General features: G+C 41.3%; 16 protein-coding genes. 5 read left to right on the top strand and 11 right to left on the bottom strand.

Annotation, left to right across the window (positions count from 1 at the left end):
- Positions 1–117 precede the first annotated feature (117 nt).
- Positions 118–1,743 (top strand): methyl-accepting chemotaxis protein, encoded by a 1,626-nt coding sequence (locus G511_RS0106165; RefSeq protein ID WP_028468867.1) that lies wholly within the window; start codon positions 118–120, stop codon positions 1,741–1,743.
- 324 nt (positions 1,744–2,067) lie between these two features.
- Entirely contained in the window at positions 2,068–2,307 is a 240-nt protein-coding gene (locus tag G511_RS21965) for a hypothetical protein (protein WP_051221618.1), read from the top strand.
- 118 nt (positions 2,308–2,425) lie between these two features.
- On the opposite strand, the gene G511_RS0106155 is transcribed toward G511_RS21965, so the two are convergent.
- The 5 genes from G511_RS0106155 to G511_RS0106135 form a co-directional block, all read right to left on the bottom strand.
- Positions 2,426–2,884, bottom strand: a complete 459-nt coding sequence (locus G511_RS0106155; RefSeq protein ID WP_028468866.1) for a DMT family transporter — start codon at positions 2,882–2,884, stop codon at positions 2,426–2,428.
- A 195-nt stretch (positions 2,885–3,079) separates the two neighbouring features.
- Entirely contained in the window at positions 3,080–3,280 is a 201-nt protein-coding gene (locus G511_RS0106150) for a tautomerase family protein (protein WP_028468865.1), read from the bottom strand.
- A gap of 27 nt (positions 3,281–3,307) precedes the next feature.
- The gene (locus G511_RS0106145) at positions 3,308–3,970 is read right to left on the bottom strand and encodes a DsbA family oxidoreductase (RefSeq protein WP_028468864.1); all 663 of its coding nucleotides are present in this window, start codon (positions 3,968–3,970) and stop codon (positions 3,308–3,310) included.
- Positions 3,970–4,362, bottom strand: coding sequence for a nuclear transport factor 2 family protein (locus tag G511_RS0106140; protein WP_036551444.1), 393 nt, complete (start codon positions 4,360–4,362; stop codon positions 3,970–3,972). Before G511_RS0106140 ends, G511_RS0106145 begins: the two co-directional genes overlap by 1 nt.
- A 51-nt stretch (positions 4,363–4,413) precedes the next feature.
- On the bottom strand, positions 4,414–5,022 hold the full coding sequence (locus tag G511_RS0106135; RefSeq protein WP_028468862.1) for a glutathione S-transferase family protein: 609 nt from the start codon (positions 5,020–5,022) through the stop codon (positions 4,414–4,416).
- Between the two features lie 188 nt (positions 5,023–5,210).
- On the opposite strand from G511_RS0106135, the gene G511_RS0106130 reads away from it, so the two are divergent.
- Both G511_RS0106130 and G511_RS0106125 read left to right on the top strand, forming a co-directional pair.
- Positions 5,211–6,086 carry a LysR family transcriptional regulator gene (locus G511_RS0106130; RefSeq protein ID WP_028468861.1) on the top strand — a complete coding sequence of 292 codons (876 nt, stop codon included), beginning with the start codon at positions 5,211–5,213 and terminating at the stop codon, positions 6,084–6,086.
- Positions 6,087–6,215: 129 nt separating this feature from the next.
- Entirely contained in the window at positions 6,216–7,139 is a 924-nt protein-coding gene (locus tag G511_RS0106125; RefSeq protein ID WP_028468860.1) for a DMT family transporter, read from the top strand.
- Positions 7,140–7,208: 69 nt separating this feature from the next.
- Here G511_RS0106125 and G511_RS21960 read toward each other — a convergent pair whose 3' ends face one another.
- The 5 genes from G511_RS21960 to G511_RS0106105 all read right to left on the bottom strand — a co-directional run bounded on the left by G511_RS21960 (position 7,209) and on the right by G511_RS0106105 (position 11,902).
- Positions 7,209–7,565 carry an RlpA-like double-psi beta-barrel domain-containing protein gene (locus G511_RS21960; protein WP_156905158.1) on the bottom strand — a complete coding sequence of 119 codons (357 nt, stop codon included), beginning with the start codon at positions 7,563–7,565 and terminating at the stop codon, positions 7,209–7,211.
- A gap of 28 nt (positions 7,566–7,593) precedes the next feature.
- Positions 7,594–9,015, bottom strand: a complete 1,422-nt coding sequence (locus tag G511_RS0106115; protein WP_028468859.1) for a hypothetical protein — start codon at positions 9,013–9,015, stop codon at positions 7,594–7,596.
- 418 nt (positions 9,016–9,433) lie between these two features.
- A complete protein-coding gene (locus G511_RS0106110; protein ID WP_028468858.1) occupies positions 9,434–10,138 on the bottom strand; it encodes a hypothetical protein in 705 nt (234 codons plus the stop codon).
- 671 nt (positions 10,139–10,809) lie between these two features.
- Positions 10,810–10,941 (bottom strand): hypothetical protein, encoded by a 132-nt coding sequence (locus G511_RS24810; RefSeq protein ID WP_281170402.1) that lies wholly within the window; start codon positions 10,939–10,941, stop codon positions 10,810–10,812.
- A gap of 469 nt (positions 10,942–11,410) precedes the next feature.
- Positions 11,411–11,902, bottom strand: coding sequence for a hypothetical protein (locus G511_RS0106105; RefSeq protein ID WP_028468857.1), 492 nt, complete (start codon positions 11,900–11,902; stop codon positions 11,411–11,413).
- Positions 11,903–12,058: 156 nt separating this feature from the next.
- Between G511_RS0106105 and G511_RS0106100 the strand changes: the two genes are divergently transcribed.
- Complete coding sequence (locus tag G511_RS0106100; RefSeq protein WP_028468856.1) at positions 12,059–12,892, top strand: enoyl-CoA hydratase-related protein; 834 nt, start codon at positions 12,059–12,061, stop codon at positions 12,890–12,892.
- Between the two features lie 95 nt (positions 12,893–12,987).
- Here the strand turns inward: G511_RS0106100 and xdp1 are convergent, their stop codons facing one another.
- Entirely contained in the window at positions 12,988–13,815 is an 828-nt protein-coding gene (gene xdp1 / locus G511_RS0106095; protein ID WP_169565723.1) for an exosortase-dependent surface protein XDP1, read from the bottom strand.
- Positions 13,816–13,867 lie beyond the last annotated feature (52 nt).

The raw sequence follows: 13,867 nt of genomic DNA, 5'->3' as shown, positions 1-13,867 counted from the left end.
ATTAAATAAAGCTTTGCTACACTTCTTCAAAACACACTGTAAATTAAAAATTACAATAAAATTCTTGGTTACGTTATTACTCATATAGCAACAACTTTCAGCGTGGAGTCGACTTAAATGTTTGTACGCAAAATGACTGTTAAATCAAAGCTCATATTTATAATTTTGGTTTTTTCTTCTTTATGCATATCAATTAAAGCCTACGATTTATGGCAGCTAAAGCTAGGCCTCATTGCAGAACGAAAATTACAATCAAGCAATGCCGTAGACATGGCATTTAATATTATTTCTCACTACCAAAAGCAACAACAACAAGGCTTATTAAACCAAGATGAGGCTCAAAGCAGTGCCTTAGCTTTGGTAAAAGAGATGCGCTATGACAATGGTAATTATATGTGGGTTAACGACCTACAACCGCGCATGCTTATGCACCCCACTAACTCCAAGTTAGATGGAAAAGATCTCTCTAGTTTCACAGACAGTGATAAAAAGCCCCTATTCATCGATATTGTCCGAGGAGCCAAGCTTAATGGAGCTGGGTTTGAGTATTATATGTGGCCCAAACCAGGCGAAAGTATCCCTGCCGAAAAACTTTCAAAATACACGCTCTTCAAGCCTTGGGGCTGGGTCGTTGGCACTGGCGTCTATATTGATGACATCAACGAAACGTTTATGAACAAACTATTTGAATCTTTGGTTTTTATAGCTCTGATCACTCCCCTAATTGCCTGGCTTACCATCTCTGTTTTACGCTCAATAACGCACCCTCTTCTGAACATGAGTAATACAATGAAAGAAGTTGCCAAAGGCAACCTCTCAAAACGTATCGATGCTTCTAGCCAAGATGAGCTTGGAGATCTGGGCCGCATAATAAATTCTACGTTAGATATCCAACAAGATCTTATTAAAAAAATGAGACACTCCAGCGATCAAATGCTGGACTCTGCTGAACAAATGGCGGCAACGGCCGAGCAAACATCCGCAGGTGTTATGCAGCAAAGCGAAGAAACGCAAGTACTCGCTGCGTCCATGAATAAAATGTCAGAAACCGCCCAGCATGTTGCTGAAAATAGCCAACAAACCGCCAACATTACAACAAATGCCGAAGCCGCCGCACAAGATGGCAAAACTATTGTTCTTGAAACCATTAATTCAATTAATGGGCTCGCTGAACAGTTAGAAAATCAGGCTAGTAATATTATAAAACTAGAAGAAGATATGAATAATGTCGAAAGCTTCTTGTCCATTATTAGAGACATTTCAGACCAAACCAACCTCCTCGCTTTAAATGCTGCAATTGAGGCGGCTCGCGCTGGCGAACAAGGCAGAGGCTTTGCTGTTGTTGCCGATGAAGTCCGAGCGCTTGCCAAGCGAACCCAAGAGTCTACCGACCAAATTAACACCCTAAATTCGCAATTAAAGCTAGCTTGCAAGAATGCTGTCAACATGATGTCTGAGAGTCATGAGGAAGCACAAAAGTGTATAAAAAGCGCCTCTAATGCCGGCCAACATTTGGTTAGCATAGTAGAGCACGTACAAGAAATTTTAGAGATGAATAACCTTGTTGCCTCTTCTGCTCACCAACAAAACACAGTTGCCAATGAGATGAGTCACAACCTAAACAATATTTCTATCATTGCAGACCAAACACATGGAGGCGCACGATTAACCGCCGACAATAGCGAACAACTTGCTAGCCTGTCGCGCTCATTACAAAGCCAAGTAAAACAATTTACTACCTAATAAATATCCGACTAAGAAAAGGCGTTTTAGCTAAGCTATTACGCCTTTGTGTTACTGTAAGTTATGCATAATATAGAGCCGAGTCTCTACAACAGTACATGTTCACTTTCGTTGATTTATTGCACTTTATTGGTGCGAAGATCTCCCAGAAAGCGGTGCGTGTTGCCGTGATATATGCGGCTTAACTATGCTTTCTGAACAGATATTTGGTCCTGTTTTACTCGTTATACTACAAGCATTCTTTGGCTAGTTACCGGAGTATTTTTATGTTTTCGAGGTGCTTAATGATTAAAGTAACATTCGAACAAATAAGGAATAGCGGTCATGTCAGGAGAAATTGTTGGAGAATTATTTTCTGGAATTTTCAAATTCATATTTAGAATCTTTATTGAAGTAATCGTCGAGATACTTATAAAAGGTTTAGGTTATTTAATTTATCGCCCGTTCAATAAAGATATTGACCCTGATGGCTTTAAAGTCATCATTGTAGGTTTGATTTTTTGGATAATAATTTTATTTACTGCCTATGGACTTATGACATCTATGGCAATTGATAGTGCTTAGGTTCTGTGAGTAATTACAACCGCCCGCTTGATAAGCGTGAATTAAATTCGGTTATTATTACCATGTTACCTAACAAGAATTTAAAGCGGAGCTGCTAACAGCCCCTTAAATACGATAGCTATATATTCGTCGAGCGGCCAACAACCATAAATACCCCTGCGGCCATTAGAGCCAACCCAATCAGTCGCTGGGAATTTAGAGAATATTGGAGAGCACCAACAAGCCCATAATGGTCGATAAGACTCATAGCCACCAGCTGGCCAAGCAATACAAATGAAACTGCATTAGAAATACCAAAATGAGGCGCGACACTCGTAATACTTAAAATGTAAAACATGACAAAAAATCCGCCAAAGTATAAGTACCATGGAATATTCGCTTTAGTTAGTCCCGTAGACGCCCCTTCCACCGTAAAAAGATACGTAACTGAAACGGCCAGCCCAACTAAAAATAATATTGTAGCCGCAAGTGCAGGGCTTTGAAGCTTAGCGCCTAAGCCGCCATTTAACGCTGCCATCAACGGGATCCCCAGGCCTGCAACGAACATAATTGATGCGTAAAAAAAAGTACTATTCATAGTTATATCTTCATATATATTTAACGTTTATGGCTGGAGTGCAGTTTTTCTGCATCATGCGGCAACTTCAACGAGGAGGCATCCCTACCTCCGCCCATCTGCATCGCACGGCTTAATCCTATATGTTACTGCCTAGATTGGAAGCAACTTGCCTGAACTCCCCTGCAAAGATTGTCTATCAACAGCCTTCTATGTTTACGCTAATTGTCTTAGCATCGTTACCTGATCAAAGCCTATCCCCCAATTATCAGTATCCACTTCATCTATCACAACAAAAGTCGTTGCTGGATTTTTGTTAAGCACATCAACGAGTAGTTGAGTGGTACCTTGGATGAGCGCCTGCTTCTGTTCTTTAGTGACGTTTTCATCGGTTACTTTAATATTAACGTATGGCATAGTTTTCTTCTTTATTAGTGAGTTAGGTTAACTTGCAACATCAAAACTAGGCTGATTATTTGTAGTCAGCCCTCTTATTACCTGCTCAAAATATTCAACCGAGTTTGAGCCAGTGATCAGGTTGCTTCCATTGAAAATATAAGCAGGCACGCTGGTTACTTCCTGCTGCAGAACACGCTGCTTCTTCAACTGCAGCTGTTGAGTTATATCATCCGCGTTGAGTGCCAGCCTCCCCTCCTCTCGATCCAAACCTAGTTGCTCAGCAAGATCCAACAATACTTGCGTATTACTGATATCTAAGCCGCGTTTAAAATAAGCATCAATTAGCAGATTATTCATGGCCTGCTGTTTGTTATATCCTTCGCACCAATGTATCAATCGATGCGCTTTATTACTGTTGTAATAATGGCTGCGCTTAGAAAAATCGATACAAACACCCGCTTGCTTAGCCACCGCTAGTAAGTTTTCGCGATAGTCACCCAGCGTTGATTGATTCCATTGGTAACGCCGAGAGAGATGGGCGTCTATACTCTCGCCCTTTGCCCCCATCTCGGGGTTAAGCTCATAAGGTAAAAAAAGAATTTCATCTTCTACATCCAGATTACTCAGCGCCTGTTTAAGATTTGCATATCCGATGGGGCACCATGAGCACACCACATCATGAATCATTTCTATCTTTAATGTTTTCATCACAGCTCTTCTCGTACATCTGTGTACATTTTATTGACGATTAACCAGTGCCCGTTCTCTTTAAGAAGGCCCAGAAAATCAACATAAAAGTGATCGAATAACGGGCATTCCAGTTTCACCATTGCTTGGTCTTTTATAATTTCAATCGACAATAACTTAAAATCATAAGGCTGCCCTTGCTCGCTAGGCACTGGCCGACTCGCAACCGCATCGAGCCACTGCTCAAGGCCACGCCGCAAACCCGGCGCTTTGAGATACGCATCCGGATGGAAAATAGCTCTTAATTTGGATACCTCGCCATGGTGCAAACCATCAAAATAGTCCCGTACAAGAGCCATCACTGATTCAAACTCATTCGCGCCAAAATCTCCGGTAAAACCAGCATTTTTCATGCAAATTTGCCTCTTCGTAGATGATGTTGTGTGGATGTTCTGAGTAAGCTTCTAAGCAGCTGATTGGCGCTGTTCGGCATCAATGGCACGCTTAAAGCTCGCCATTGCCTGTACTGCATTCAGCATTTTATTAGTGTTTTTTCCTAACGAGATCTCTACAGGAAAGCTTGCCCCCCATCGAGAGTACACGCTCAACATGATATCCGAAGCGCAAGGTTGATCACCGCCAAGAAAGTCTTGCATGGCAAGCTGCTGCTCTACAATTTCCCATAGACCGGTAATAGCTTGGGCAGCTGCATCAAAGGCTAATTGCTTGGCTTTTTCATTAGTTATGTTCTGAGCAATAAAAAATAAACGATTATACGCAGGGTGCATGGTGGCATTGGCAAACATAATGTTTTGAATGGCTTGCTCACGACCTCTACCAATGGCGGGCAGCATAGTGTTTTGGTGTTTATTGAGCAGGTATAGCATCACAGCCGCGCCCTCCAGAAGTGTTTTTCCGTTATCAACGAGTACTGGAACCATACCAGCAGGGTTAATAGCGTTAAAATCACTCACTTGCTGCTTGTCGATAATTTCAACGGCTTGATCCAGTTCATAAATAACTACTTGAGTAGCCAGAGAGCAAGCGCCGGGAGAGTAATATAACGTGTACATAGTCTTTTCCTCATTATTGATAAATACTTGAGTTAAGTGTGTGCCGTTTGAAAGATAACTAACGACGACATGGAGAGTTTGGTCTTTTTGTTTATCTACATATATAGCTATAATGAGAACCAACCGTTTCCTATGTAGAAACAGTTTTTTGACTTATCTTTATTTTTTTTCTTGGATAAAACTCTTCTATGGATAAACTACGAGCGCTTCAACTATTTGTGCGTCTGGCCGACTTAGGAAGTTTTACTCGAGTAGCCGAACAAACCAACACATCTAAATCCATGATCAGCAAGGAGATCAGCCGCCTTGAAGATGCATTGGGCGCTCGCTTACTGCATCGCTCAACACGTAATGTTCAGCTGACCCATGTGGGTGTGGGGTATTTGCAACGAGCAAGGGAAATACTAGAAAAACTGGATGAAGCAGACAATTTTGTTCAAGACCTTCAACTGAACCCACGTGGAAAATTAAAAATCAATGCTCCGATGGCGCTAGGCATCATCGACCTATCAACATTGTTTGCAGATTTTATGCAGGCTTACCCAGACATTGAACTAGACATTCACCTAGGGGATGAAAGTGTTGATCTGGTTGAACAGGGTTTTGATTTAGGCTTTCGAGCATCCAGCCGGCCAATCGATACAAATTACGTTGGCCGCCCTCTCACCTGCTTCAAGTATCGAGTATGTGTAGGGCCTGAGTATTTGAATAACCACCCTGCTATTCACTTGCCACGAGACCTTAAAGAACATAATTGTTTTGTTTACAGCTATTTTCAAGGGAAGAATGTTTGGCCCATTGAAGACGGTATCACCATTAACGGGACACTGCGGGTTAACAGTACGATTTTTATGATGGAAGCCATTAAACGCAATCAAGGTATTGGATTGATTCCAGACTTTGTTTGCCGTGAGGCACTTGAAAAGGGAGAAATTATTGAAGTATTGGAGCATTCAAAAAAACCTAATTTAACGCTCTACGCTTTATATCCTGCACGACACTTTGTACCCTCAAAACTTGTCCAATGCATAGAATTTCTTGAGCAGTGGTTTGCTAATAAATAGCTTACCTTATTAATATTTTCAAAAAGCTATATTTGCACGGATGAGTGAGTCCGCAAGAATCAGATTGTTTGTACTTAGGAACCCCACTAAGCTAACTCAAAACATTTAGGCACAAGTGTGGAACTCACTATGGAATCATCTATAAACACCTCAATGGGCACTCGCGAATGGGTAATGCTTATCGCATTGTCTATACTATGGGGAGGATCGTTTTTCTTCGTTGGTGTTGCGGTTGCAGACCTGCCTACGCTAACGATTGTAACGTTAAGAGTCGGGATAGCAGCCATCGCGTTATGGAGCATCGCATTGATCATAGGGCAACGCCCACCCAAAAGCATAGGTGTTTGGGCAGCCTTTTTAGGAATGGGGTTATTAAATAATGTTATTCCCTTTGTTCTTATCGTTTGGGGTCAAACTCAAATAGCATCTGGGTTAGCATCCATTCTTAATGCTACGACCCCCTTATTCACCGTTGTTGTTGCGGGTATGCTGCTGACTGATGAGCGTGCCACACCCTTGAAGCTTGCGGGTGTGGCGATCGGCTTTATGGGTGTGGTTGTGATGATCGGGATGCCCGCTATAAGTGAAGGTGACAACACACTTGCGCAAGTAGCCATCATGGCAGCTGCGCTATCTTACGCCTTTGCGGGTGTCTATGGACGCCGATTTAAGAAAATGGCCGTAAGCCCCATTGTAACGGCAGCAGGACAAGTAACAGCATCAGCGCTTGTGTTAGCGCCTATTGCGCTGACAATAGACGGGCCTCTCGATATTGCTGGGCCAAGTGCAGAAGCTTGGATGTCGATCATTGCGCTTGCTGTATTATCAACGGCCGTCGCTTACGTCATCTACTTCAAATTACTGGAGTCAGCAGGTGCTACTAACTTGCTACTGGTTACACTTTTAGTCCCTGTCTCAGCTATTTTACTGGGGGCCCTATATCTTAACGAAGTTTTGGACATTGTTCATTTTGTGGGAATGGGGTTGATTGCACTTGGCTTGTCTGCCATTGATGGACGACTTTGGAAACGTCTGGTGCCTGCAAAAGCTTAGCTCTCACAGCAGTATTAGCGGCCTGAGTGAGTGGACCCTGTTATAATGGTTCGCTCACCCAATGAATAGTCACCTTTCTTTTTCCCACTCTTTAGCTTTTTTGATATCTTTACCCATATAAATATCTATTTTTCGTTTCCATCTCTTATTCATTTTATCAAGTACCTTATATTTTCCTGCCATCCCATCAATTGAAACCTCAACACCATGGGTGAGCCCCATTTTAATTAGGTCTCTTGAAACCGCGATTGATTTCATTCCAGACTTAAGAGTATTTCCCCATGCCGCAAGCGAAGGCGTGGAGTCTGTTTCTTGGGGGCTTGAAGTATACGCTGTAGCGGTGACCTCTAAGGAATTAACCTTATCGGAACACCCAAACAATAGAGGGATTGTTGCCAAAATTATAAAGTAATTAAATTTTCTCATTTTTTGCTCGCCGTAATTTTTTCAAACGTCACCGTGTAGCTCCTTTTGGTGCAATGACAGGCACTAGCGTATCAGCTGGCAGAAAGTAAGAATCTAAATTCGAGTTCAGTTTAGCGACCTGTAGGTTCCAGCTGTTCGAGTGAAGATTTACATAGTTGAGAAATACGCTCCCTTCATCAGAATACTCACGTATTGCCGCTACGTTAAAGTTATAGCCTTTCCCACGTGAATCAAAGGTTAAGCCGGTATCTACCAAATCACCAATACCATCCCAAGTGGCGCCATCAAAATTTGGTACCCGCCACAGTATGAGCCGACCTTGCTCCCCAGCGGGTGCATTTTTATCGTGTATGATCATACCGATTACACTATCGCTTAGTTTAGTAACGGGGAAATTTGCTTTAGGCGCTATATCCCATAAAGAAGTCACGCCATCTTTTGACAGGACCGGAGCATTCGCATTCAAGGCCTCCTTGCTGATCGTAAGGTTGCGTGCTTCCTCCTTCATATCTGCCGTGTGGGCTATATGTAATTGGAACGCAGTTTCATAGAAAGCTGTTAAATACTCCCCTACTAGTATGAGCTTCTGGTGAACATGGTATGGCCATTTACTGAATATTGTTAAATTTGTGGATTTATCAGTAATCGTAAAATCATTACCGACCAATGTTGACGATAGCTTATAGACCATACCGTTATTAGCTTCAACAGCGTAAAACTCACGGCCATTGATCCATGCCCAACTTCTAGAGCCAAAGTAGTTCTTGGCATTCACGTGCATCCCCGGAGCACCATCAATAGCAGAGCTTTCACTATAATCATGCAAGTTAATCACTGGGATCTGAGGTCTATTAGCCGCCCCATTCTCAATTAAAACCCGATAACCTAGGTTAGCAGGATCAAAACGGTTACTAGGCTGAGGAGCATAGCTCTTGTTTATTGGCAGATACATGTGAGCTGTTGTCTTATAAGTGGATATTAAAACATCCTGCCCCACGTTGTTTTGGATAACCTGCTCATCCAAGTGGTATGAGTGGCTGGGTGGGTTATACGGCCCTATAGTTTTATCAGTAGGGTTATCATTTCCTGCATCAGCATAAGATCTAAAAGCGTTGGTGCTTGCCTCAAAAACTGCCACTGGATAATGAGAGTTATCGCCCCATGTTTGAGCAGGACGAGGGCTCCATTCACTCACATCTTGAGCGGCTAGCGAAGCCAGTGATTGATTAAAATCAATAGCAAAGTAGCCGTTATCAGCTCTAGCTGCATTATGTGAATCAGACCCGTACAACGCAATAAACTTCTGAGTATTAGGGCTGTAAGCAGACCCACTGTGAGCATCAACACCACCCGTACCGGGTGATTTAATATCGACCGTACGTGTATATGGGATTACCTCTGTTACCTGATTCACTGGTAACTCTGCTAACAGCAGCGGCATAAAAGGCATTGTAAATATCTCATTTTAATTTTTGATGTAGCCGCTAATAGCATCACTAAATTGGCGTATCTAAGGCGCTAACCGTAATCGATACAACAAACTCATTTGATATAGCACAATCATGATTAACACAGTATATCTGAGCTTATCAGCACTATAAAAGTTAACCCTAAAATGTCTTCAAAATGGGAACGGGGCATACCAAAATATAGCATATTGAAGCACTACGAATGAGCAATGAGCTTATCTATATCATTACCAATAACGGCGGCATCGCACCCCTCTCCGATAACACTCCAGTAGTTAAAAGTGAATACTGTGTACTGGGAATAGAGCTTTGCTTCGGAAGGCTAAATAACTAGGCAAAGACATAACATCTGCATCACTTGACGCATAAAGCGTCAAGTGATGCACTAGATTGTGCATATTACTGCTTAATACGCATCCCAAGATACGCAAAGAAACCAACTAGGAATAATAGAATAATTGGTGGGTTAGGAATCTGAGATATCCTTATATTAGAGCTGTTCAATCTGAGAACATCAACATTCCGGCTATCTCCTAAAGTAACCGTATTTATAAGAGAAAATTCAACATCATTTGAAGTATCATTACTTAATGCTAATGGTGTTAGTAAAGAGAGTTTTTGGGGGAATGAACCTATGGAAATTTGGTTTAGCAAACCTAATGGATCAGGGATAGAAAAATCTATATCAACCTCAACTTCTAGATCATCTACTATTTCAGGGTCATCTTTTAAAGCCTCCTCAATAGCATCATCAATCATTTTATCAATTGCTTCTTCCAACTCCTCTTCTATTTTTTTTGTTTCTGCTTCAACCTCGTTTTTTAATTTTTCTTCTGCATTAGCTGCTGCATTATCTATAAATTTAGATAAAAATTCGAATGATTTTAAAATATCCTCTAATGCTTTAGATACTAGATTATTCGTAAAAGGACTTGGATCATCAGCTATTATTTCTTTAAGGAATTCAAGTAGAGGGCTACTCTGAGCTTGATCATCGACTGCTACTACAATCGGTGTAGCCTGAACCGAGCTCGAGAAGCTCATACTTATAAATAGTGAAAAAAATATAATTTTAATATATATCATTATTTTTTTTGTTTTCATTAGACACCTCTTTTATAATCTAATAATATTTAATGAGAGATATTCTTCATTAATTACTATCATAAAACCCTATAAGTACTTTATAATCTAAATGGCTTACTACCCACTTTTTTCATCTTTTTTCACACTAAATATACTCTTATGCCTTAATTAGGCTTTTTAAGTTGACATAAAATCTCAACTTAATTACTTAATGTATCGCGAAAAACGTGCCAATAAATAACTAATTGATTATTAAAGCCTAAGCAGGTGAACATCTTAAGAAACTGGGTTAGAAAGCACCCATGATGTGAGAAAATATCTATTTGTATTTTATTTTTTATATTTCTATTTAATACATATGCTTAGATATGTGTAGTGGGTGGGTTATTTAATCAGCCTATGCGTTGTTTTCAACCCACAACGCAAAATTATAAACCACTAAAACCCTCTCCCTAGCACCACACTTTATACACTGCTGACATTCCTTATTGATCTAGCGTTTACACGACCAATAAAAAATAACAGCATGCAAAAAAATCAAGCGGCTCTCATCACCCTACAGCGTAAAAAGACACATACAAAAACGCGGCAAAGCACCATTGGAGCTATCATACAGCCACACCCTGCAAATAATGAGCTAACGATACAGGTTTCGGGAACCTGAAAACAAGGTGAAGAAGGTTCGCCACTTAAGTACAACAAGTTAGGAATGGTGTATCACCATCACTCTTATTCGTCTCAATATTGATACCGGTATTCAAAATAGACCTAACTCGATCTATATCGCCATCAAAAATCACATTATGAATAGAGTCGCTCATACTTATAGTTCCTTTTATCCGTACTCACTGGCTAACAGTTAACGATAAAGGCCGGGGCTTTATAACTCGCTGCCCTCTTCCTTAAAAGAAAGGCAAACATAAGCCTCTCAGCAAATAGGCCAATACATCAATAATTCATTGTAATTCAAAGAGATGGGATGATTAAGACAGACGTGATTTTTATAAAAAAGAGTCAATCCTTTGCCCAATACATTCAATCCCTATTTTAGAATCATAGTTTGTTAGTTTTAAAGATCAATAACTTAGCCCTTTATTTCCTTATTGAAAGGTAAAGAGGCTCATTATTTGGGTCAATTGTTGGTTAATCAGCACTGCAAAAGGTTGATACACCTCTTCGTTTTTACTATTTAAGCCTGCCTAAAAGGAAGAAATCATACGCTATTTAGATGCCTGGAAAGTGTCGAAATAAAACGGTTTGGCTTGGGCGGAGCTTCTCTGAACGCCCGTTTCATTTCCATGCGGTTATTATTAAATCTTTACGTGTGCACTGTTTATTAATAACAGCGACATCAGCCAACTCCACTGCAATTTCTACAGGAACATTATCAGCTCTTCGGGCCAGCGTTTTATTGTTATTAGGAATTTCGATAATAAGTTTTCTGTCAACTATACGTACATACATCGTTTTTTCATTGGCTGCACTGATGTAAGCCTGTTGATCAAGGGCCATATTATCGTCATCAATAGAGATCCAACCACGATAACAGTCAACACCTCTCGCTCTCTCAGTCACGCCTGCGGCTGAAGGTTCCTGAATTTCTGTGGGGTCAACACCCGCGAGAATAGATTGCTGCAGTTGTAACGAAGCGGACTGCTCAGTCTCAGCTCCAATACCTGCCAAGAAAGCAATATCAAAGCCTTGATTATCCTGATTCAACACTCCAAAAATAGCGATAGCGGTTACAGACAGTATTGAAATACCTTTCATTGTATCGTTCATAACCAACGCCTTATTATTTTTATAATGATAATTATGTGTGAAATGATGGCACTTAACAATCAAACGATTGTTTGAGACGATAAATAAAGATAAAGGAAATCCCTTAATTTTTAAGCTCTATTCAAGTATTCTTACATAAAAAATAGAGGCTTTATTATGTCCAAGCAAACTCCTCAGCTTTTAGATGCAACATTACAACTCGAAAACCGTATCGCACTTCTTACATTAAATCGTGACGATGTTCGAAACGCGTTAACAGGGACTCACTTGATCGATGACATACTGAAAGCTATTCAATGGGTCAATGAAAGCGATGATGTCTCAGTACTCGTTATTACCGGTGCCGGTAAAGCATTCTCGGCAGGTGGTAATATAAAAGAGATGCTAGAGCGCGATGGTGAGCATTGTGATGGAGCCTTTAGCGGTAACGTTTATGAGGTACAAGACAAGTATAGGCGCGGCATTCAAAAAATCCCGCTGGCTGTATATAACTGCGAAGTGCCTGTGATTGCTGCGATTAACGGTGCAGCGATTGGTGCAGGATTCGACCTTACTTGTATGTGTGACATGCGTATAGGATCCACAGAGGCATTGCTCGGCGAGACTTTTGTTAACCTCGGCATCATCCCAGGAGATGGAGGAGCGTGGTTCTTACAACGACTTATCGGCTACCAAAAAGCAGCCGATATGACCTTTACTGGCCGGCTAGTCAAAGCTGATGAAGCGAAAACAATGGGCCTACTTCTGGATGTTGTTAACCCTGAAGAGCTAATGCCTAGTGCAATGAAGCTCGCTAAACAAATAGCAGCTAAACCTCCTCAAGCAACACGTTTGACTAAACGCCTAATGAAAGCAGCACAACGCCAAGAACTCGCTGACTTCTTAGATTTGTGCGCGGTTTTTCAAGGCATGTGCCACAACACAGAAGATCATTTAGAGGCGGTTAGCGCTTTCGTTGAAAAGCGCCCGGGCCAGTACAAAGGCCAATAAAAAGCCGATCCACAAACTAAGCTTTAAGCCCTAAATAGCAAAAACCGAAGCATAAATGCTTCGGTTTTTTTACAACCACAACAATATGCTTGAAATCAGGTTCTCTTGATTTTATCTAATATTGTCTTACGGGAGATCACAGCTAAACCCAACGCCATCATAAGTAATGTGCTTGGTTCTGGAACAGAGTTTGTTGGTGGTGGAGAGCTTATAGTTCCGGTAATGCCGGCTAACTTTATACCGTCCCAATTGCTATCAGTAATCGTATCGCCAGATCCGGCCCCAACAGCAGACATATAAGCACCAATAATCCAATAACTTGAGTACACAGGCGCTAAGTTGCTGTTTACTGATTCAGAACCAGTCCCAGGGTTTGAATGATGACTGATAACGCTCCAGCCGTTTGCAGCTAGCCCCGATAAGTTCACACCATTAATATGCTCTGCTGGCTGTGAACCAGGCGTGCCACCATGATAAGCCATGACTGTCACATCAGAATCACCGCTATACCAGCCAATATCAAAAGCATCTAAAGAAAAGTTTTTATCGCCAAAATCAAACATGACAAATTCATATTTTCCGCCATTATCAATTGCGTGACTATCTCCGCCTGAGTTGCCGTAACCAGAACCGTCAGCACCGTAACCATCTTGATCAATAACTAGTCCATACTCGTTATGTGCCAACAGGCTGTTAACATTACTGATTTGGCTAGATCCTGATACTGGTGCAGACCACGCAGATAAAGTTGTAACTGCGCCAGCTCCACTCCCCACAAACTCATAAGACCCCGACGTTGTACTCGACACCCTGTAATCACCCGAACTTGCGGTTTTAAAGTTCCAGCTTACCGATGCATTGGCATTCAAACTACCGAGCGCCAATGTCGCACATAATCCAATCATAATATTTGTAAGGTTCATAAAGCCACCTGCATGGTTACTGTTGCCTATAACAGACATATTATTCCTATAG

The sequence above is a fragment of the Neptunomonas japonica DSM 18939 genome, assembly GCF_000422765.1.
GTDB classification, from domain to species: domain Bacteria; phylum Pseudomonadota; class Gammaproteobacteria; order Pseudomonadales; family Balneatricaceae; genus Neptunomonas; species Neptunomonas japonica.
This window is presented reverse-complemented; position numbering and strand designations above follow the sequence as displayed.